Genomic DNA, 18,831 nt, shown 5'->3' with positions numbered 1-18,831 from the left:
ACTGCAAATTAAATTTTAAAAAATGCAAAAAAAATACGTATCAGCTATTCTAACCTTTCTTTTATGTTGCCAAATAACAATTGCGCAACAACCCCAAAAACCAAATTCTGTTGAAATTTACAATCAAATCCAAAAGCTTAATTTTCTTGGTTCGGTACTTTATATAGCAGCACATCCTGATGATGAAAATACCCGATTAATTTCTTATTTGTCCAATGAGCAAAAAGCCAGAACAGGATATTTGTCTTTGACACGTGGTGATGGTGGACAAAACTTAATAGGCACACAATTGCGGGAATTATTAGGTGTAATAAGAACCCAAGAACTTATCGAAGCTAGAAAAATTGATGGAGGAGAACAATTTTTTTCTCGTGCCAATGATTTTGGATTTTCGAAAAACCCAACAGAAACATTAGCGATTTGGGATAAAGAAAAAGTATTGGCAGACGTTATTTGGGCCATCCGAAAATTTCAACCCGATGTAATTGTCAACAGGTTTGATCATCGATCTCCAGGAACTACACACGGTCATCATACTTCATCGGCAATGTTGAGTGTTGAAAGCTTTGAACTAGCCAACGATCCAACTATTTTTCCGGAACAATTACAATTTGTAAAACCTTGGCAAACCAAACGCCAGTTTTTTAATACTTCTTGGTGGTTTTATGGAACTATCGAAAAATTTAATGCTGCCGATAAAAAGAATTTAATTGCCCTGCAAACTGGAGTTTATTATGCCGGATTAGGAAAATCAAATCAGGAAATAGCAGCATTAAGCCGCAGCCGTCATCAATCGCAAGGTTTTGGAAGCACAGGAGCGCGTGGTGAAGAAACAGAATATTTAGAGTTTATAAATGGAGATGCTTTAAAAGAAAAAAAATCTCTTTTTGAAGGAATTGACACCTCTTGGAACCGAGTAAAAGGAGGAAAAGCCATAGGAGAATTATTGACAACGATTGCAGCTGAATTCAACCACAATAATCCTTCGGCAAGTATTCCAAATTTGGCGAAAGCCTATGCTATGATGAAAGCTTTGGATGAAAATCATTGGGCACCACTAAAATCCGCAGCCATAAAAGAAATTATAGCAGCCTGTTCCGGTTTGTATCTTGAAGCCGTAGCCCAAAATCAGGAAGCGACTCCTGGTAGCACTATAAAACTGAAACTTGAAGCCATTAACCGAAGTTCAGCTCCAATACAATTAGTGAGTGTGACCACTTTACCCGAACAAATAAGCACACCTCAAAACCGCGAATTAAAAAATAATGTTCTAAACAACATCAACTTAGATTTAAAGTTACCCGAATCAATTAACTACACACAACCGTATTGGTTAAGAGAAAACGGAACCGTGGGAATGTATGCCGTAAATCAGCAACAAAATATAGGAATTCCAGATATTATTCGGGAAGCTAAAGTGGTATTTAACGTTCAAATCAACGGAATCGAAATCCCATTTGAGCGAACTGTAGTTTATAAATACAATGACGATGTAAAAGGTGAAGTGTATAATTATCTGGACATCGTTCCTGAAGTTACCACTTCAATTCTGGACAAAGTATTGCTTTTTAAAGATACCAAAATTAAATATGTAGGTGTAAAAATTAAAGCGGGTAAAGATGCCGTAAAAGGAAATTTACAGCTTGAACTGCCTCAAAACTGGGGTGTTTCTCCAAAATCGATTCCTTTTAACATCCAAAAAAAGGGAACGGAACAAGTTGTTTATTTTGAGGTAACTGCGCCAAATAAATCTGAAGAAGCTGTGGCCAAAAGCGTGGCGATAATTGACAATAAACGATTTGACAAAGAACAAATCATCATTAATTATGACCACATCACCAAACAGCAAGTTTTAAAATCAGCTGAAGCCAAATGCATCAAAACAGATTTAAAAACGAATGAAGAAAGAATTGCATATATTATGGGTGCCGGAGACGAAGTTCCAAGCAGCTTGACTCAGTTGGGATATACCGTTACACTGCTTAAACCTGAAGAAATAACTCCTGAGAAATTAGAAAATTTTGATGTCGTGATGACTGGTGTTCGTGCCTACAATACTGTTACAGCATTAGCAAATAAGCAAACGATACTTTTTGACTTTGTAAAAGGTGGAAAAACAATGCTAGTTCAGTACAATACTGCAGGTGATCTTATTACCGAAAATATCGCACCTTATCCATTAAAACTGTCCCGCGACCGTGTAACGGAGGAAGATGCCGAAGTTCGATTTTTAGCGCCAAACCATCCCGTTTTGAATTTTCCTAACAAAATCACTTCTAAAGATTTTCAAGGTTGGAAACAAGAGCAAGGATTGTATTACCCAAGCGAATATGACAAAGCCTTCACTCCTATTCTATCATCCAATGATAAAGGAGAAACTCCAAAAAATGGGGCTTTACTAATTGCTCCTTACGGAAAAGGACACTATATTTATACGGGCTTAAGCTTTTTTAGAGAATTGCCTGAAGGCGTTACCGGTGCGTATAAATTAATTTCCAATATCATTTCGCTAAAATCATCTGAAACTATTCCTCCACAAAAAATCAAGCCTTAACCCAATCTAAAATGGAAACAAAAAAAATAAAAACCTGGAAGAAGAATTATACCTGGGTACTTGTAGCCAATGCAATATACATCCTGATCTTTTGTCTCATCATGAAATTATACTCTTAAATTATGCAATTATTTGATTGGGTTATACTCATAGTTACTTTACTGTTCATCGTAATTTACGGTGCTTGGAAAACTAAAGGAAGTAAAAATGTTGAAGATTTTATTCTGGGTAGTAATGAAACACCTTGGCACATTGTAGGGCTATCTGTTATGGCAACACAAGCCAGTGCAATTACATTTCTTTCCACTCCAGGACAAGCTTATCATGATGGAATGGGTTTTGTGCAATTCTACTTTGGATTACCAATTGCTATGGTGGTAATTTGCGTCACCTTTATCCCTTTATACCACAAATACAAAGTATATACGGCTTATGAATACCTCGAAAAAAGATTTGATTTAAAAACCCGTTCCCTTGCTGCCATTCTTTTCTTGTTCCAAAGAGGTTTAGGAACCGGATTAACCATTTATGCGCCAGCGATTATTTTGTCAGCAATATTGGGTTGGAATCTTACGTACATGAATATTATTATTGGTGTATTGGTTATCATTTATACCTTTTCGGGAGGAACAAAAGCAGTCAATGTAACTCAGAAACAACAAATGTTTGTGATTATGTCGGGAATGCTAATCACCTTTTTTCTGATATTGCATTATTTACCTAATGACATGACATTTACCAGTGCGTTGCATATCGCTGGCGCAAATGACAAAATGAATATTGTCAATTTTTCTTTTGACCCAGAGGAAAAATATACTTTTTGGAGCGGAATCACAGGAGGTTTTTTCCTAGCATTGGCTTATTTTGGAACTGACCAATCGCAGGTAGGGCGTTATCTATCAGGGAAATCAGTTCGAGAAAGTCAAATGGGACTAATCATGAACGGACTTTTAAAAGTACCGATGCAGTTCTTTATTTTATTGACCGGAGTTATGGTTTTTGTTTTTTTCCAATTCAATCCTGTTCCGTTAAATTTTAATCCAAACAACAAAGCCATGATTGAAAAATCGGCTTACAAAGGTGAATACAATGCTTTGGAGAAAAAATTAGGTGACTTATCCGAAGATAAAAAAGTAATTAACCTTTTGTATATTGATCAGCTCAATCAAGATTATGACAATCCCATTCTTAGAAAAGAATTAGTGGCTTTGTCCAATAAAGAAAAAGATTTAAGAGATCGGGCTAAAGAAATAATCCTGAAAGCCGATAGCAACAGTGAAACCAATGATAAAGATTATGTGTTTTTCCATTTTATCCTTAATTATTTACCCAAAGGACTTATTGGTTTGTTGTTGGCCGTTATCATTTCAGCTGCCATGTCTTCTACCGCTTCAGGACTGAATGCATTGGCATCTACAACCGCAATTGATATTTACAAACGGAATGTAAAAGAAGAAAAATCAGAAAGACATTATCTGTATGCTACAAAATTCTTTACCTTATTGTGGGGAGTTATTGCAATACTTTTTGCGTGTATTGGAACGCTGTTTGAAAATTTAATTCAATTGGTAAACATCATTGGATCCATATTTTACGGAACTGTATTGGGAATCTTTCTGGTTGGTTTTTATTTACACAAGGTACAGTCCAAAGCTATTTTTTACAGTGCCGTAGTAAGTCAGATTACTATTTTTATCATTTACTATTACGCTATTTATATTTTCCCAAGCGGAGAAGAAAAACTGGGTTATTTATGGCTTAATTTCATTGGAGCAATGTTAACGATTGTTATTTCGTTGCTGTTACAATGGACTATTTTCAGAAAACAGAAAGCGATTACAGCCTAAATAAAAATAGTAAAACAAATTATTGTTTTAGTTTTTAAAAACTATTAACCGCAAATTCACAGACTTTTATATTGCTAATCTGTGAATCTGCGGTTATTTTTTTAGCTTTTGAATGTTGCTTATGTAACTTCTATAGAGAAAATCTCTCCTACTTTGGAAGAGGAGCAATAACAAACTGGCAAAGCAATGATAATTCTATGAATACTTGATACGCAAACATCTAATAAATTACACAGTCTAAAAGTTCAAAAAAAAAATCCCGTCTCGATAATCAAGACGGGATTTTTTTGTAAAACAGTTAGAATAATTAGTTTTTACTCCACTCTGCGATACTATCTTTATTCATTTTTACGTAGTCTTGGTTTTTAGCAATTTCAGCCGCTGCAAGAGATAATTTAGCCGTTTCGATAGCGCCTTTTTTATCTCCAAGTTTAGCTTGAATCAGTGACTTCAATCTGTTGTACCAAAATGGTTTGTCTTTAGACATATCCAACGCTTTGTTTACATAAACCAATGCTTTTGCATTGTCTCCATTCGATTGAAACAAAAATTGAGCAGCAGAAAAATAATCTGCTCCAGTTGGTCCCGCTAATGCTTTCTCGATATTAGCTGTGGCTTTTTGTTGAGTAGGTACTTCAAATTTTACAGCTGCATATGAGTTCTCCCAGTATATTTCTAAAAACGCAAAATTGTTATCTAAACCTCCAATTCCAATAGTGAAAGTTTCCACACTTTTATTCAAAGTTTCTGGTTTAACAGTAGCTCTAAGCGCCACATTCTCTTCTTTCCACTCTTCTGGATTCCCCCAGTTATCAGTAGTTTTATAAAATATTATTTCCCAGCTTTCTATTTTTGGAATAGTGTACAAAGAATATTTTCCTTTTTTCAAGGTTTTACCATCAATAACAACATCGTCGCTAAAAGATACGGTTGTATTTTCATTAGCTCCAGTTCTCCATACTTTTCCAAAAGGAATCAAGTTACCAAAAACAGCTCTTCCTTTTGCGCTTGGTCTTGAATAATTAATCTCAACATCTGTCAAACCTACGGCTTGCATGATTGTCGATTTTGGACTTGACTGAGGTGTTTTCACTTGTGCCTCAATGGTGAAATTTGCTATAATAATGGCAAATACAATGATTATTTTTTTCATGTTTTAAATTTTTATGATTTCCAAATTTACAAATTCAGTGGCTTTCAAATGTTAATTATTCCTTAATTTAGAATCAATATTCTTAACAGCATCAAAACCTAATTCGTTAAAATGATTAATAACAAAATCTGCTTCTGATAAATCTTGCGCCTCAGAGTGAATACTGTTGTAACCTACACACAAAATTCCGGCAGCTTTCGCCGCTTTTATCCCATTCGTGCTGTCTTCAATGACGATACAGCTTTCTTTTGGAGCAATTGATAAACTTGCTGCATGTTCAAAAATAGCAGGATGTGGTTTCGATTTAGGAAAATCTTCTCCGCTTACCACATGCGTAAAATAGTCATGTAACTTAAACCTGCTAAACACGCGTTCAATAGTAACTTTGGATGCCGAAGAAGCCAGAATCAGCTGCATACCATTTTGATGCAATTCTTTAATAAGATTTTCAACACCTTGCAGTAATTCTAAATCAGCTTTACTGTCAAAAGCATCATTAAAGATGTTCCGTTTTCTTTGAATTAAATCCTCTACTTCCTGTTCAATCACAAAAACTTCTTTCAATTTCTGAAACGTATTTCGAGTAGAAAAACCGGTAAATGAAGTATACATTTCCTCTGTAACAGTAATATTTAATTCCTCGAATTGTTTGAAATAAGCATAACGGTGTACGGGTTCAGTGTCGACAATTACACCATCCATGTCAAAAATTACGGTTTGTATCATTTTTTTTAGATTATTAAACTTTTTAGATTTTAAGACTGTTTATTTTTTAGAACTGAATTCTGATCCCTATTTTTTAAGTAAATAGCGAATCACGGTTTCTGCGGCATACAAACCAAATAACCCTGGCATATAACTGTTTGTTCCATAAAATGATTTTTTGAAATTGGATCCATCAGTCATTTTCAAACTCGTTTCGTCCTGAATCTCAGAAGAAAAAACCACTTTCAATTTATCAATTTTCACTTCTTTCAATCGTCTTCTGATGGTTTTAGCAAAGTAACAATTCACGGTATTGGTAATATCCGTCACTTTCACTTTAGAAGCTTCCATTTTCCCGCCAGCGCCCATACTGCTGATGATTTTTACTCTTTTTCGCTTGGCGCCAATAATCAAATTCAACTTTGGAGTCACACTATCAATACAATCCAAAACATAATCAAATTCCTCTGAAACAATCTCGAAAGCACGCTCAGGCGAAAGAAATTCCTGTACGCGAGTCAATTTCAATTCTGGATTGATGTCCATTAATCGATCACCTACAATAGTCACTTTAGGTTGCCCTACTGTCGAATGTAAAGCGGGCAATTGTCGGTTTATATTGGTAATGTCAACTACGTCACCATCAACAATAGTCATGGTTCCCACTCCTGCTCTTGCCAAAAATTCAGCTGCAAAAGAACCAACACCGCCCAATCCTACAACCAATACATTTGCATTTTTCAAATTATCTAAACCTTCTTTTTTGAATAAAAGTTCGGCTCTTTCTGTCCATTCTGCCATTTTCTTTAGTTTATTGTTTATAGTTTGTTGCTCTCAAAAATCTGAAATCAACAATCGTTAATCTACATTCTTAAATCAATTATAGTTCAATATTGAATACTTCCAAAAAATTACTACTCACTAGTTTCTGTATTTCTTTGACAGAAACTCCTTTGTATTTTGCAGCTAATTTATAAACTGCCTCAATTCCCTCTTCAACTGTATCTGTTTCCAAAAAAAATCGATTATCAGGAACGCTTTTAAAAACCGTTTCTAATTCCTTATTTAGCAATAAATATTTTCCAAACGAAATATGAAATCCATTGTCCAGTAATTGTTTAGCAACTTGAGCATTTTTGGAAAACCCATGAATCAAAATTGGAACCGTAATATTCATCTTTTTCTTAATTGCAATCAATTCCTGAAAAGCCGCAACGCAATGTATCACCACTGGTTTTTGATATTGCTGCGCCAAAAGCAAATGCTTTTCGAAAACCAACTGTTGCAATTCCATTGGAATATCGATACGTTTATCCAATCCACATTCGCCTACAGCGAGACAATTTGTCTCTTGCAATTTACTTTCGATTATCGCCAAATCAGCTTCTAGTCGTTCTTCAACGATAAACCATGGATGAATCCCGATGGAATAATACGGAATTGTGGCATCAAATTCCTGTGGATATTGATTCACTAATTCCAACACATTGGGCTGATTGGTCCATTTATGCGTATGCAGATTAAAGAATTCCATTAGTCGTGAAACTTTTTAACCCCAGCTTTTATTTCAATATTCAAATCGTTTTCCAATGGTACTTTTGGACAGGAATATTTATGATTATAAGCGCAATACGGATTGTATGATGTATTGAAATCAATCACAATCGTATCTCCTTTTGGGATTCTTAAATCGATATATTTACCGCCAATGTAGCTTTCCTTGCCTGAAGTCAAATCTGAAAACGGCAGAAATAAATAGTCTTTATATTCTTCTTTTTTGGAAAGTTCAATGTTTTTATAAACATTCAATTTCAAATCCCGACCATCAATTGTAAAAGAAAGTTCCCCATATTTTACATACAATGGTTTCCTGTCCGTTGACGTTTTCATTTCAAAAGGCTTCTCGTTTTCTGTTCTGACAAATGTAGCTGTCACAAAAAACTTCCCGTCAACAGGATAAAAATCAAGTGTTTTGAAAACCGCTAAATCTTCTGCAGTCAAAGGACTTGTCTTTGCATCCGCATATTCTGTATTTAGTTCCTTTTGAAATTTGGCCACAGCCGAAACGTCAAATTGTTCTTGGCCAAAGCCAAAATTCAATTGTACCAAAAGCAATAAAGTAAATAGCGTTCTCATATTTATAATTTTTGACTATCCGTTATTAATAAAAATCGAAATTTTGTTGGTCTTAAAAAAATAAAGTTATTTTCTCTTGAACCATTAAGAAGTTAAGGTTCATTAAGGATAAAAAACTTAATTTCCTTAATCTCTTAATGGTTAAAAAAATAAAATAAAAATTTTTGTCTGCTTAGCGGACAATCATATATAATTTTATGCAAAAATAGTTTAAAAGTTACTAGGACACAAAGACGCATCGGTACAAAGTTTTCTACCTTTGTGAAATTATAACTTTAGATATGCTCAAAACTGCTTTTCAACGCTACATAAATAATTTCAGAGGATTTACAAGAGAAGTTTGGATTCTTACGCTGATTACTTTTATCAATCGTGCCGGTACGATGGTTTTGCCTTTTTTATCCAAATATTTAAAAGAAGATTTAAATTTTTCCTATGCTCAAGTAGGATGGATTATGGTTGCTTTTGGTTTTGGTTCTATGTTAGGATCTTGGCTTGGCGGGAAATTATCCGATAAAATAGGTTTTTACAGAATCATGGTTTTCAGCTTATTCACCAGCGGAATATTGCTGTTTTTAGTACAATACGTACGAACTTTTTGGGGATTGTGTTTTGCAATGTTCTTCATTATGACCGTTGCCGATATGTTTCGTCCTGCTATGTTTGTTTCTCTTGGGACGTATGCAAAACCTGAAAACCGTACCAGAGCATTGACTTTAGTTCGATTAGCAGTTAATTTAGGATTTACTGCAGGACCAGCTTTGGGAGGATTAATCATTATGAATTTAGGCTACAGCGGATTATTCTGGGTAGATGGAAGTTCCTGTATTGTATCTATTTTGATTTTTACATTATTGGTAAAAGAACGCAAAAAACCAGCCGATTTGAATACGGCAGATAGCGAAACCGAAATACCTGCTTCCGTTTTCAAAGACAAGATATTTTGGATTTTTCTCTTTATCTGTTTTATAACGGCAATGCTTTTCTTTCAACTTTTTACCACTTTACCCTTGTATCACAATGAAAAATTTGGGCTGACTGAATTTCAAAGCGGACTTTTATTATCATTAAACGGACTGTTGATTTTCTTTCTGGAAATGCCAATCGTGAGTATCAGCCAAAGAAAAAACATCGATAAACTCAAAATTATTCTTTGGGGTTCGCTGCTAATGTCTATTAGTTTCTATGTTTTAATGATTAATATTTGGGCTGGAATATTAATTGTGAGTATTCTTTTTATCACTTTTGGAGAAATGTTCATCTTTCCTTTCTCCAATTCTTTCGCTTTAAGCCGAGCACCAAAAGGTCACGAAGGTCGCTATATGGCTTTGTTTACAATGAGTTTCAGCTTAGCGCATATTGCGAGTTCCAAAACCGGACTGGAAATCATTGCAGTATTTGGCTACCAAACCAATTGGTTTGTCATGGGAAGTTTAGGAATTCTTTCGGTTGTCGGTTGCATTTGGTTGCAAAAATTAATCCAACAGGAAAACAAATAGTTTCCTATTTACAGGTATGATTTTGATGATTTTATGCTAAAACAAATTTGATTTTGGCATGAAACCTGTTTTTTTAGTTAATTAACTATATTTTTAGTTGCGTAACTAAAAATATAGTTGTAAGTTTGATTCAAATAAAAAAATCATGCAAAAACTGACGAACAAAGAAGAAGAAATCATGCACATTTTATGGAAGCTCAAAAAAGCATTCGTAAAAGAAGTCATGGCAGAAATCACAGAAGAGCAACCTCATTATAACACGCTTTCTACTATTGTGCGCAATCTGGAAGAAAAAGGTTTTGTATCGCACAATGCCTTTGGGAACACGCACCAATACTATCCTATCGTGAGTTTAGAAGACTATAGAAAACGCTTCATGAACACGGCAATCGATAATTATTTCAACAGCTCCTATAAAAACATGGTCTCCCATTTTGCCAAAGAAGAGAAAATTTCTGCGGCCGAATTACGTGAGATTTTGGCAATGATAGAAACTCAAAAAGAAGAAAAATAATCCTTCTTTAAAAAAACAACTCCAGAATAAAATCAAGAATCGTATGGAAGCATTATACATTTACCTTATCAAATCCAGTGGATTAATCGCTCTGTTTTATTTGGCTTATTATTTTATGTTGCGAAAAGAAACCTTTTTTACCAGTAATCGTTGGTTTCTCTTATTGGGTTTATTCACTTCTGTGGTTTTGCCTTTAATCGTTTATACCAAAATAATAATGGTAGAATCAAGCTCCAAGAATATTGATTGGTCAAGAATTCCAATAACAAATAGCATCGAAAACGAAGCTTTTGAAATCAATTGGTATATAATTTTTGGAATTACATACGCAATTGGAATAATTTTATTTCTGGGAAAATTTGTGTTCGATTTTTATAGTTTAAATACCGTTTTGAAAGGAAAAACGATCCAAAATCAAGCTGATTTTAAATTTATCGATACCACAGAAAACGTTGCTCCATTTTCCTATTTTAATACTATCGTTTACAACTCGTCCTTATACAGCAGCTCCGAATTAGAAAATATTTTGGAACACGAAAAAGTGCATAGCGATCAAAATCATACTGTAGATGTATTGATTTCAAGACTATTTTGTATTCTTTTTTGGTTCAATCCTTTAATTTGGCTGTACAAAAAGGCGATTTTACAAAACCTGGAATTCATTGCCGATAACGAAGCCACGAAAAATATATCCGACAAAAAAGCGTATCAGTTTACACTTTTAAAAATAACAACACACGAGAATTGTGTTGCCATTACCAATCATTTTTATCAATCATTAATCAAAAAACGAATCTTTATGTTAAACAAAAATCAATCAAAAAAATCGAATTCTTGGAAGTATGTATTAATAATTCCCGCTTTAGTGGCATTTGTGATACTTTTCCAAGTAAATGTAATTGCACAGGAGAAAACAGCTGTCCAAGCAACAACAGAAATCATAAAGGCAAATGAAAAATCAGTGGATGTTTACAAAATAAATAAAAATACTACTGATGAGGAATTAAAAGAAAAATCTAGCAATTTAAAAGAAAACTATGCCATAATTGCTACTTTTTCCGGAATCAAAAGAAATTCCAAAAACGAATTGACCGCAATAAAAGTTGATTTGAAAAAGGGAAAAGAAATTGCACAGAAAATGGAAACAAAAGGAACTGAGGCAATAAATGAATTTGGAATTATAGTATCTAAAGACGATAATGGAATGCTTACTGTGAATTTTGGTTCGGATGAAACAATTATTAATCAAGAAAGTATTGTTATTGCTCCAAATGCACCGTTAGTAACTGAAAAAGAAATTTTTATCAATGGCAAAAAAGTAAGTCAAGATGATTTGGACAAAATTGATCCTAAAGAAATTGCGACCATGAATGTCAATAAGAATGATGACAAACAGGAAATCCGAATCATTACTAATAATCATAGAAAAATGATTAACGAAAATGACATTTATATCAATAACGAAAAAGTGTCTCAAAATGAATTAGACCGTTTAGATCAAAGTACAATTGAGAGAATGGATGTTAATAAAGATGGTAAAACTATCCGAATTATAACCAAAAATGGAATCCAATATTCTCAAGAGAAAAATTTACCAGTTCCTCCAACACCGCCAGTTTTTAATATTAAAACTCCAGCTCCTCCTGCATTTCCAAAAGCGCCAAAAGCACCAAAAGGCGACCCAATTAAAGGAGATAAAAAAGCTTGGAAAGAGTTTGAAAAGAAAATGGAAGACTACGAGGCTAAAATGAAAAAATTGGAGCCTCAAATGGAAGCTTTCGATAAGCAAATGGGAGAATTTGATAAAAAAATGGAACCATTCAATAAAGAAATGGAAGCTTTTGAGAAAAAAATGAAAGTGTACGAACAACAAATGGAAGAATACCATTCTAACTTGGAACGCGAAAGAAAAAAATAATATCCTCATAAAACCAAAAAAGACGGTCCTAATCAAGACCGTCTTTTTTTATATCTTTGTCCAAAACAAAACGGTATGTATAAAATCCTGGCACAAATCAACAAAGTCATTTTACCTAGTTTTACCAAACAGCGGTTGGATTTGGCGAAAGCCAAGAAATGGCAAATGGCAATTATTGGTTTTAGGTATTATGTAACCACACGTGCGCTGGATTAATACGTAATTGCGGCAAAAATTTCATTCCCTTTGATTTTCGCCCTTCCATTCAAGAAAGCTAATTCCATCAGGAAATTGCATTGCACGATTTCACCGCCCAATCGTTCCACCAATTCACAAACTGCTTTCGCCGTTCCTCCAGTTGCCAAAACATCATCGTGAATTAGAATTCGGTCTCCTTTTTGAATCGCATCGGTATGAATTTCTAAAGTATCGGTTCCATATTCCAAATCATACGTTGCAGAAATGGTTTCGTAAGGCAACTTGTTAGGTTTTCGAACCGGAATAAAACCAACATTTAATTCCTGTGCAATCAACATTCCAAAGAAAAACCCACGGCTCTCTACTCCTATTACCTTGTCAATTTTTTTATCTTTTAAGGATGAAACCAATATTTCAAGGCATTTATTCCTTGCTTCAGGCTCAATTAGCAACGGAGTTATGTCTTTAAACAAAATTCCTTCTTTAGGAAATCCCTGAATATCACGTATATAATTCTTTAGTGGCATATTTTTTTATTTTTTTATAAATTTAGACTTGCAAATTACACAATTATACCTATATTTGCACCCGCATAAAGGCCTTGTGGCGCAACTGAATAGCGCACTTGATTACGGCTCAAGAGGTTACTGGTTTGAATCCAGTCAAGGTCACTCTAAAAATCCTTAAACACACTGTAAATCAGTAGTTTAAGGATTTTTTATTTCTTAAACTGTACGATTTTTGTATTGTGGTTCAAAAGTTCCTTAAAAAGTGAAGTTTTTCAAGAAAATAAATGTTTTGTTTTAGCTTCACATTTTACACGTTTTACACTGCTAGGACTACATCATTAAAAACCTTTCAACCGTATCTCTAGGATAGCTTTCTGAAATATTAATTTTATTCATGATTCGTTTGTAGCGTTTTGTTTCTTTACCCTTGTAGTGCCTTTTAAAATATTTACTGTAAAGTTCATCATAAACCTCATCATTTAAAACTGCCCTGTCAAAAATTGAATACATAGCACGTGATGTTTTCGAAATTATTTGATTTGCATACATTAAACCTCTTGAAGCTTCCCGATGTAAAAAGTAACTGTTATTTAAATATAAATTTCTGCAATGTTTTCCAGTTCTCGGACAAACGAAATAAAAAACCTCTCCTTTACCTAAGTTTGACGGCTTGCTGATTATATCAACTTTGTAATTTATTGGCTCTCCATTGCACTTATAATCTAAAATCAAAAAAGAACTGTATTCTGTATTTGTTACTTTAATATCAATTTTAGAATGTACCTCACCGTTTCTGCTCCAGCTAATAGTTCCTTTTTTAGTACCTAAAAAAAGGTAATTCCATTCTTTTAGTTTTGTGATTGATATTTTCAAACAGTCTTCGACGGTAGTAGGATAATTAGCGTATCGTGGCATAATTCACAAGATTTAAAACCTAAATTATTAGGGAATAATGAAGTATAAATATAGCGAATTTAAAGCAATAAACCTATGTATATTGAGTTTTAACGCTTGCATGTGGTTGACTATTTAAACAAAAAGAGCAACCGTTATGATTGCTCTTTTTGTTTTTATTATTAATTATTTTTTTTTAAACTTCCAAGCCACATAAACTATATCCCCTATTTTTAGCATCTGATAAACTTACCTTAGAACTGGTGTGTTTACATCTGTTTAGTCCTTTACAATTTTGGGAATAATGATATTTAGATGCAGTTTTACTGACACAGATATAGACATCACTTCCTGTTAAGGTTGTGAAACCGCACAAAGCTGGTAAAGTAATAATGACTAATGTTATAATTAACTTTTTCACTTCTTTCTTACGTACGTACCATTACTTCTGCATGCAGTTAAATTTACTTTTTCATTTTCTTCAGTAAATTCTAAGATTAAAGCACAAGCCCCTATTTGTCCTGTTAGTATATTTTTACTTTTTGTGGCAGTTACTGGAGTGTTATTTATTTTTATTAAATAAGTGTTTCCTTCTAATTCTGAAATTATTAAAGAACTTGCGTATGAATTATAATACGTTCCTGTAATATCATCTGATTTATCACAAGAGCTTAATGCAATAAATGCAGATAGCAACAATAAGCTTAATAGTGATTTTTTCATTTTCTATGGTTTTTAAATTTATGACTCAACAATAATAACCTATTATAACCGCTATGTTTTACGGTTTTCCTCATTGTAGGAATTTTGTAAAGAAATAATATTTTTATAGTTATTACTATACCCACTTTCAGGGATATTTAGACTAAAATAAGTTTTCTATATTTGAAGTATGAATAAAATCAAACTCTACGAATTTTTAGGACTTTCAGAAGTGGAGCAATACAATGCGGTTTGGTCTTTAGGTGTTCACGTAGATACTTATATCAAAGATTATTTAGCCATTAACCTTTGTGTAATTAATGACTTTTACTGTGAGGTTTATTTTGATATGAAGATAAATAAAATACTCTATAAAAAGACTTTTAAACAAGGGGAGTTATTAGACAAATATCTTAACAAAATTAAAATATAAAAAAAAGGCGTTCCGTTATGGTTCGCCTTTGATTATTGTTAATACCAATTTAAAATTCTAAATGATTTAAATTTTTACTTTTGCAATACTTTCTTTTTTATCTTTTTCCTGTTCAGCTTTATTTACATTCGTAGAAATATAAACTTTAGCATCGCGACTTGTACTGTTCTCTGTATAAGATAATACAATCGTTTTGCCAAGCCAATAATATTTTTCCATGTATTTATTAGATTGATAACCAGACCCATAATTTGATTTTAATATATCTAAAATCCCCTTGCTATTAGCGTAGCCCTTTGTACTAAAAGAGATACTTTCCAACTTCCCTTTATAAAACGAATAATACACGTCCGAAATTTCAACATCTCCCAAAGAAAAATTCTCATCAGTTTTTTTATAATACACATTATACCCGTCTTTTGATTTTTCCAAGACTGCAAGAGTGCTGAAAGACTCAACTGGCGTGCCAAATATGTCATTTCTAAATCCATTTTTGGCGTCTAAATCATTTAAATTTTGACCGAATGAAATTATACTAAATAATAATATTGTTCCAACTAATAAACTTTTCATTTCAAATTTTGTTTTTTTATAAAATCTACTCTATTCAGTTTTCGATAACCCTGATATTATTTTATAATAATAATAATAATAATAATAATAATACTCAAATTTAATCAACTCAAAATCATTTACTTTGAGGTTTCCCGTAAACGAGCAAATATTTTTCAAAAATTCAAATAATAATCTGCTAAATCATAACCGTTTTCAAAGTCTGTTTGCTCAATCAGGTCACTAACTGCAATTTTAAAACCTATTGCATTTAATTCCGTTGCTTTGTTTAACCAATTGTTATACTCTCCTTTGTCAGGATACGAAACAATATTTCGTTTTTTAATTGGTATTAGCATCTCAAATTTAAAGTTTCCTTTACTCCCTGTGGCAATCCAAATGTAATGCGGTAATAAAATACTCATGATTATTGCCGTTTTTTCACTTTCAACAATAGCAATCGTTTTTTGACAGTCTTCATGAATACGATGCAAACCAAACAAACATTGATTGAGATTAAAATCAGGCCTATTAGTCGCTTTATGTAGCCAGCTTATGTGATTGTAAGGCTCTTTAATTCTTTTGCCCGTAAACCTATCGTATTGCATTATTTTACAGCCTTGAATTTGTTCTTTATCATTAATTTGCCAAAATGCAGTTGAGTTGCTCCAAAAATGGTTTGTTCCTGTAATGAAATAATTTTGCATTGCATTTGAAACCTCATCAATAGAAAACCATAGTTTTAAATACTCGGTTAAGTTGTCAATTTGTGGCGTTTCAAAATACATAATATTAAGCAATTCCAATGAATGAAAACTATATTTTATCTGTTGAGGTTTTACCACTTCTTTGACTTCATTTACAAAACTGGATATTGTAGAATAAAAATATTTTGCTTCATCGGATACATATTGAATGGTGCTATTTTTTAAAAACCATTCAGTAATCCAACAATCATTTTTTGTTTGCTCCAGTATCTGTGACTTTGGAATAATGTTTATAATTCCATTTGTATCAGTTATTTTAGTTGCTTTATCTGAAATACTTTTTAATGATAAAATAGGTACTAAATAACATTTTTTACCTTTGGGCGGTGCTTTGTGATACTTACAGTTTTGCTCCCTGTCACATTTCCCGAAGTCATCAGTTAAATAATATCCTGTGTCAGTTTCAATATACTTAACAAATGTTTTCTTGGTGCAATTAGGACAAAGGTATTTCTTGCTTCCCTTGTCCAGTGTGTATTTAAAGACTTCCATTAATTAAAACTTCTATCAGTAGTAATGTAAGCTACATTACCCACGTTTAAACGATTTACAAATATTTTATAATGATTCAATCGTTGCATAAATTTTATCTTTCCTACGGCTCTATAACCGTCTTCAATACAAAAGCTTTTATAGTTTGGATATAATGCTGAAATTAAAACATATTCATTTGTCGACTTCTTATAATCATATTCACAAATGAACAATTGAACACTATCGCTTTGTTTTTCATAATCGCTTCGTGCGTTTTCTATCGCTTGACATTTACTGAAATTCTTTTGCTCCAGGACTCTGTCTAATCCTGTTAAAATCCAGTTAAAAACTCCTGATAATTCGTTTTGAATTATTTTGTTTGGTAGTTGTTTGTCCTGTTTTTCTTCAGGAATAGTTACATCAAAATTTATAATCATAAACCGTCTGAAATATGCGTTTGTATGCTCTACGTCTTTTGGCAATTCATTACAATTAAAAATTAACTTTGCGTATTCATTTAATATAAAAGGCTCTCCATACGGCAAACGTGCTTCAATTGGCTCTCCCGATGCCATTTGTTTAAAAATATCGGTTTCCAGTTTACCATTTATCTCACTTGCATAGTTTACAAGCTTATTACCTATTTTAGCACGAAAATAACCGTTATCATTAGTCAGGCTTTGTAATGAATAGTTGCTTATGTTTTCAGTTCCTAAAAGGGCGTTAAGTATCTCAAAAAAAACACTCTTGCCATTTGCACCGCTTCCAAAAAGTATAAGCATTTTTTCAAGTTTTAAAACACTTGGTTTAATAAAAATATAACCACAAAACTCAGCAAATACTTTCTGTTTGTCTTTGTCAGGCAGTACCTCATCCAAATACTTTTGAAATAGTGGTGCGGTTGCTTCGGGTTCATACTCAAACGGCAATTGGTGTGTAATAAAATCTTTTTGATCGAAATTTCGCAAACCTCTTTTCTTGGGCGTTATCTCAAAAGTTCCATTTTGTACATTGATTAGCACACAATCTTTTTTTGTCGGTGGCGTAGGCAAATAAGCATCGGCCATAAACTGCTTAAATAGGTCTTCTTTGAAAGTGTGAATTTTGCCTTTGAATTTTTCAACTCCCATTTGCAAAGCTACATTACCCAAAAAGAATTGAAAACGTTCTTTGTCTATCTCAGTCCAGTAACTACCATTATACAAATAAATGAAACCATTTTTTTTACACAATCCCCATTTATTGACTCCTGCAATTTTAAGAAGTTGCTCAACGCAAAGGATTAAATAATGATTCTTTGATAATTTAAAAGTCCTTAACTTCTTTCCTAACTTTTCAAATTCACCTTTCTGACTTTCTGACAAATCCCCACCTTTTAAAATGATAGATTCTAAAATGGTATACTGTTTTTGAATGTCTTCACTATCAGGAAATGCTAGTAATTGAAAATCTATTTTACCGATACTTTTTGTTAGTTCCTGTAAAATATCATTTGTTGTTTTTTGATATAATTCTAAACCATCTGTAAGCTTTACAATATCGTTTGTAATTAGCTTTTTGAAATTTTCGTTTTCCATTATTCGAAAAAGCTTAATTGTTTTGAATTTGTTTTTAATAAACGTTCAAACTCTTGCGGATTAGTACTAATTTCATGCGCAAAATGTTTAGTAAACGGACAAACAACCTCATCAATAGACTGCACTAAAGTACCGTTCTTCTCAAATGTCCTTTTATATCTGCATCCTGCTTCTATTGGAATGTTTAACGCAGTACAAAGAGCTTTTTTAGTAGTTGTAACATATCTTAATGCTATAAAAAATAATGCGTCTTCAGAATAATATTTTTTAAGTTCAAAAATACTTTTTCCGCTTCCTTTTTCAACCTGAATAACAATGAATTGTAATGTTAAATTCTTATATTTGCCTTGTCTTAATCCATTAAAATCAAGGCTTTGTGTATTTGCGGTACTCATAGCC

19 protein-coding genes and 1 tRNA gene are annotated in these 18,831 nt (G+C 32.9%); 8 read left to right on the top strand and 12 right to left on the bottom strand.

Annotation, left to right across the window (positions count from 1 at the left end; all coding sequences use genetic code 11):
- Positions 1–22 precede the first annotated feature (22 nt).
- A complete protein-coding gene (locus CLV00_RS11110; RefSeq protein WP_099715263.1) occupies positions 23–2,554 on the top strand; it encodes a PIG-L family deacetylase in 2,532 nt (843 codons plus the stop codon).
- A 122-nt stretch (positions 2,555–2,676) separates the two neighbouring features.
- Complete coding sequence (locus tag CLV00_RS11105) at positions 2,677–4,401, top strand: sodium:solute symporter (RefSeq protein WP_099715262.1); 1,725 nt, start codon at positions 2,677–2,679, stop codon at positions 4,399–4,401.
- A 307-nt stretch (positions 4,402–4,708) separates the two neighbouring features.
- Here CLV00_RS11105 and CLV00_RS11100 read toward each other — a convergent pair whose 3' ends face one another.
- The 5 genes from CLV00_RS11100 to CLV00_RS11080 all read right to left on the bottom strand — a co-directional run bounded on the left by CLV00_RS11100 (position 4,709) and on the right by CLV00_RS11080 (position 8,395).
- Positions 4,709–5,554, bottom strand: a complete 846-nt coding sequence (locus tag CLV00_RS11100; RefSeq protein ID WP_099715261.1) for a DUF2911 domain-containing protein — start codon at positions 5,552–5,554, stop codon at positions 4,709–4,711.
- 51 nt (positions 5,555–5,605) lie between these two features.
- Positions 5,606–6,280 carry an HAD family phosphatase gene (locus tag CLV00_RS11095; RefSeq protein WP_099715260.1) on the bottom strand — a complete coding sequence of 225 codons (675 nt, stop codon included), beginning with the start codon at positions 6,278–6,280 and terminating at the stop codon, positions 5,606–5,608.
- Between the two features lie 66 nt (positions 6,281–6,346).
- Positions 6,347–7,060 carry a ThiF family adenylyltransferase gene (locus tag CLV00_RS11090; RefSeq protein WP_099715259.1) on the bottom strand — a complete coding sequence of 238 codons (714 nt, stop codon included), beginning with the start codon at positions 7,058–7,060 and terminating at the stop codon, positions 6,347–6,349.
- A 79-nt stretch (positions 7,061–7,139) separates the two neighbouring features.
- Positions 7,140–7,793: a TatD family hydrolase gene (locus CLV00_RS11085; RefSeq protein ID WP_099715258.1), complete on the bottom strand. Its 654-nt coding sequence runs from the start codon at positions 7,791–7,793 to the stop codon at positions 7,140–7,142.
- Entirely contained in the window at positions 7,793–8,395 is a 603-nt protein-coding gene (locus tag CLV00_RS11080; RefSeq protein ID WP_099715257.1) for a DUF1684 domain-containing protein, read from the bottom strand. The genes CLV00_RS11085 and CLV00_RS11080 overlap by 1 nt, the downstream gene beginning before the upstream one ends.
- A 281-nt stretch (positions 8,396–8,676) precedes the next feature.
- Here CLV00_RS11080 and CLV00_RS11075 point away from each other — a divergent pair, with 281 nt between their 5' ends.
- From CLV00_RS11075 to CLV00_RS11060, 4 genes are all read left to right on the top strand, one after another.
- Positions 8,677–9,894: an MFS transporter gene (locus tag CLV00_RS11075; RefSeq protein ID WP_099715256.1), complete on the top strand. Its 1,218-nt coding sequence runs from the start codon at positions 8,677–8,679 to the stop codon at positions 9,892–9,894.
- Between the two features lie 145 nt (positions 9,895–10,039).
- The gene (locus CLV00_RS11070; protein WP_099715255.1) at positions 10,040–10,408 is read left to right on the top strand and encodes a BlaI/MecI/CopY family transcriptional regulator; all 369 of its coding nucleotides are present in this window, start codon (positions 10,040–10,042) and stop codon (positions 10,406–10,408) included.
- 43 nt (positions 10,409–10,451) lie between these two features.
- The gene (locus CLV00_RS11065; RefSeq protein ID WP_099715254.1) at positions 10,452–12,326 is read left to right on the top strand and encodes a M56 family metallopeptidase; all 1,875 of its coding nucleotides are present in this window, start codon (positions 10,452–10,454) and stop codon (positions 12,324–12,326) included.
- Between the two features lie 75 nt (positions 12,327–12,401).
- Positions 12,402–12,542, top strand: coding sequence for an SsrA-binding protein (locus CLV00_RS11060; protein WP_091170625.1), 141 nt, complete (start codon positions 12,402–12,404; stop codon positions 12,540–12,542).
- Here the strand turns inward: CLV00_RS11060 and CLV00_RS11055 are convergent.
- On the bottom strand, positions 12,539–13,051 hold the full coding sequence (locus tag CLV00_RS11055) for an adenine phosphoribosyltransferase (protein WP_099715253.1): 513 nt from the start codon (positions 13,049–13,051) through the stop codon (positions 12,539–12,541). The genes CLV00_RS11060 and CLV00_RS11055 overlap by 4 nt on opposite strands.
- A 70-nt stretch (positions 13,052–13,121) precedes the next feature.
- Between CLV00_RS11055 and CLV00_RS11050 the strand changes: the two genes are divergently transcribed.
- Positions 13,122–13,195 (top strand) — tRNA-Arg (locus tag CLV00_RS11050).
- Positions 13,196–13,363: 168 nt separating this feature from the next.
- Here the strand turns inward: CLV00_RS11050 and CLV00_RS11045 are convergent.
- Together CLV00_RS11045 and CLV00_RS11040 are read right to left on the bottom strand one after the other, a co-directional pair.
- Positions 13,364–13,948: a hypothetical protein gene (locus CLV00_RS11045; protein WP_099715252.1), complete on the bottom strand. Its 585-nt coding sequence runs from the start codon at positions 13,946–13,948 to the stop codon at positions 13,364–13,366.
- Between the two features lie 396 nt (positions 13,949–14,344).
- Positions 14,345–14,650, bottom strand: coding sequence for a hypothetical protein (locus CLV00_RS11040; protein WP_099715251.1), 306 nt, complete (start codon positions 14,648–14,650; stop codon positions 14,345–14,347).
- Between the two features lie 169 nt (positions 14,651–14,819).
- Between CLV00_RS11040 and CLV00_RS11035 the strand changes: the two genes are divergently transcribed.
- A complete protein-coding gene (locus CLV00_RS11035; protein WP_099715250.1) occupies positions 14,820–15,062 on the top strand; it encodes a hypothetical protein in 243 nt (80 codons plus the stop codon).
- A gap of 66 nt (positions 15,063–15,128) precedes the next feature.
- Here the strand turns inward: CLV00_RS11035 and CLV00_RS11030 are convergent, their stop codons facing one another.
- The 4 genes from CLV00_RS11030 to CLV00_RS11015 all read right to left on the bottom strand — a co-directional run bounded on the left by CLV00_RS11030 (position 15,129) and on the right by CLV00_RS11015 (position 18,827).
- Positions 15,129–15,635, bottom strand: a complete 507-nt coding sequence (locus CLV00_RS11030) for a hypothetical protein (RefSeq protein ID WP_099715249.1) — start codon at positions 15,633–15,635, stop codon at positions 15,129–15,131.
- 155 nt (positions 15,636–15,790) lie between these two features.
- Positions 15,791–16,873 carry a DUF6371 domain-containing protein gene (locus CLV00_RS11025; protein ID WP_099715248.1) on the bottom strand — a complete coding sequence of 361 codons (1,083 nt, stop codon included), beginning with the start codon at positions 16,871–16,873 and terminating at the stop codon, positions 15,791–15,793.
- Positions 16,873–18,432 carry a phage/plasmid primase, P4 family gene (locus CLV00_RS11020; protein ID WP_099715247.1) on the bottom strand — a complete coding sequence of 520 codons (1,560 nt, stop codon included), beginning with the start codon at positions 18,430–18,432 and terminating at the stop codon, positions 16,873–16,875. The genes CLV00_RS11025 and CLV00_RS11020 overlap by 1 nt, the downstream gene beginning before the upstream one ends.
- Complete coding sequence (locus CLV00_RS11015) at positions 18,432–18,827, bottom strand: hypothetical protein (protein WP_099715246.1); 396 nt, start codon at positions 18,825–18,827, stop codon at positions 18,432–18,434. Before CLV00_RS11015 ends, CLV00_RS11020 begins: the two co-directional genes overlap by 1 nt.
- Positions 18,828–18,831 lie beyond the last annotated feature (4 nt).

The sequence above is a fragment of the Flavobacterium sp. 11 genome, from assembly GCF_002754315.1.
GTDB classification, from domain to species: Bacteria; Bacteroidota; Bacteroidia; order Flavobacteriales; family Flavobacteriaceae; genus Flavobacterium; species Flavobacterium algoritolerans.
Note: the sequence above shows the minus strand (reverse complement) of the source record. Positions and strands in the feature narration are given on the sequence as shown.

Coding starts and splice junctions, on each gene's coding strand:
- CLV00_RS11110 (WP_099715263.1), top strand. CDS start 23: ATGCAAAAAAAATACGTATCAGCTATTCTAACCTTTCTTTTATGTTGC.
- CLV00_RS11105 (WP_099715262.1), top strand. CDS start 2,677: ATGCAATTATTTGATTGGGTTATACTCATAGTTACTTTACTGTTCATC.
- CLV00_RS11100 (WP_099715261.1), bottom strand. CDS start 5,554: ATGAAAAAAATAATCATTGTATTTGCCATTATTATAGCAAATTTCACC.
- CLV00_RS11095 (WP_099715260.1), bottom strand. CDS start 6,280: ATGATACAAACCGTAATTTTTGACATGGATGGTGTAATTGTCGACACT.
- CLV00_RS11090 (WP_099715259.1), bottom strand. CDS start 7,060: ATGGCAGAATGGACAGAAAGAGCCGAACTTTTATTCAAAAAAGAAGGT.
- CLV00_RS11085 (WP_099715258.1), bottom strand. CDS start 7,793: ATGGAATTCTTTAATCTGCATACGCATAAATGGACCAATCAGCCCAAT.
- CLV00_RS11080 (WP_099715257.1), bottom strand. CDS start 8,395: ATGAGAACGCTATTTACTTTATTGCTTTTGGTACAATTGAATTTTGGC.
- CLV00_RS11075 (WP_099715256.1), top strand. CDS start 8,677: ATGCTCAAAACTGCTTTTCAACGCTACATAAATAATTTCAGAGGATTT.
- CLV00_RS11070 (WP_099715255.1), top strand. CDS start 10,040: ATGCAAAAACTGACGAACAAAGAAGAAGAAATCATGCACATTTTATGG.
- CLV00_RS11065 (WP_099715254.1), top strand. CDS start 10,452: ATGGAAGCATTATACATTTACCTTATCAAATCCAGTGGATTAATCGCT.
- CLV00_RS11060 (WP_091170625.1), top strand. CDS start 12,402: ATGTATAAAATCCTGGCACAAATCAACAAAGTCATTTTACCTAGTTTT.
- CLV00_RS11055 (WP_099715253.1), bottom strand. CDS start 13,051: ATGCCACTAAAGAATTATATACGTGATATTCAGGGATTTCCTAAAGAA.
- CLV00_RS11045 (WP_099715252.1), bottom strand. CDS start 13,948: ATGCCACGATACGCTAATTATCCTACTACCGTCGAAGACTGTTTGAAA.
- CLV00_RS11040 (WP_099715251.1), bottom strand. CDS start 14,650: ATGAAAAAATCACTATTAAGCTTATTGTTGCTATCTGCATTTATTGCA.
- CLV00_RS11035 (WP_099715250.1), top strand. CDS start 14,820: ATGAATAAAATCAAACTCTACGAATTTTTAGGACTTTCAGAAGTGGAG.
- CLV00_RS11030 (WP_099715249.1), bottom strand. CDS start 15,635: ATGAAAAGTTTATTAGTTGGAACAATATTATTATTTAGTATAATTTCA.
- CLV00_RS11025 (WP_099715248.1), bottom strand. CDS start 16,873: ATGGAAGTCTTTAAATACACACTGGACAAGGGAAGCAAGAAATACCTT.
- CLV00_RS11020 (WP_099715247.1), bottom strand. CDS start 18,432: ATGGAAAACGAAAATTTCAAAAAGCTAATTACAAACGATATTGTAAAG.
- CLV00_RS11015 (WP_099715246.1), bottom strand. CDS start 18,827: ATGAGTACCGCAAATACACAAAGCCTTGATTTTAATGGATTAAGACAA.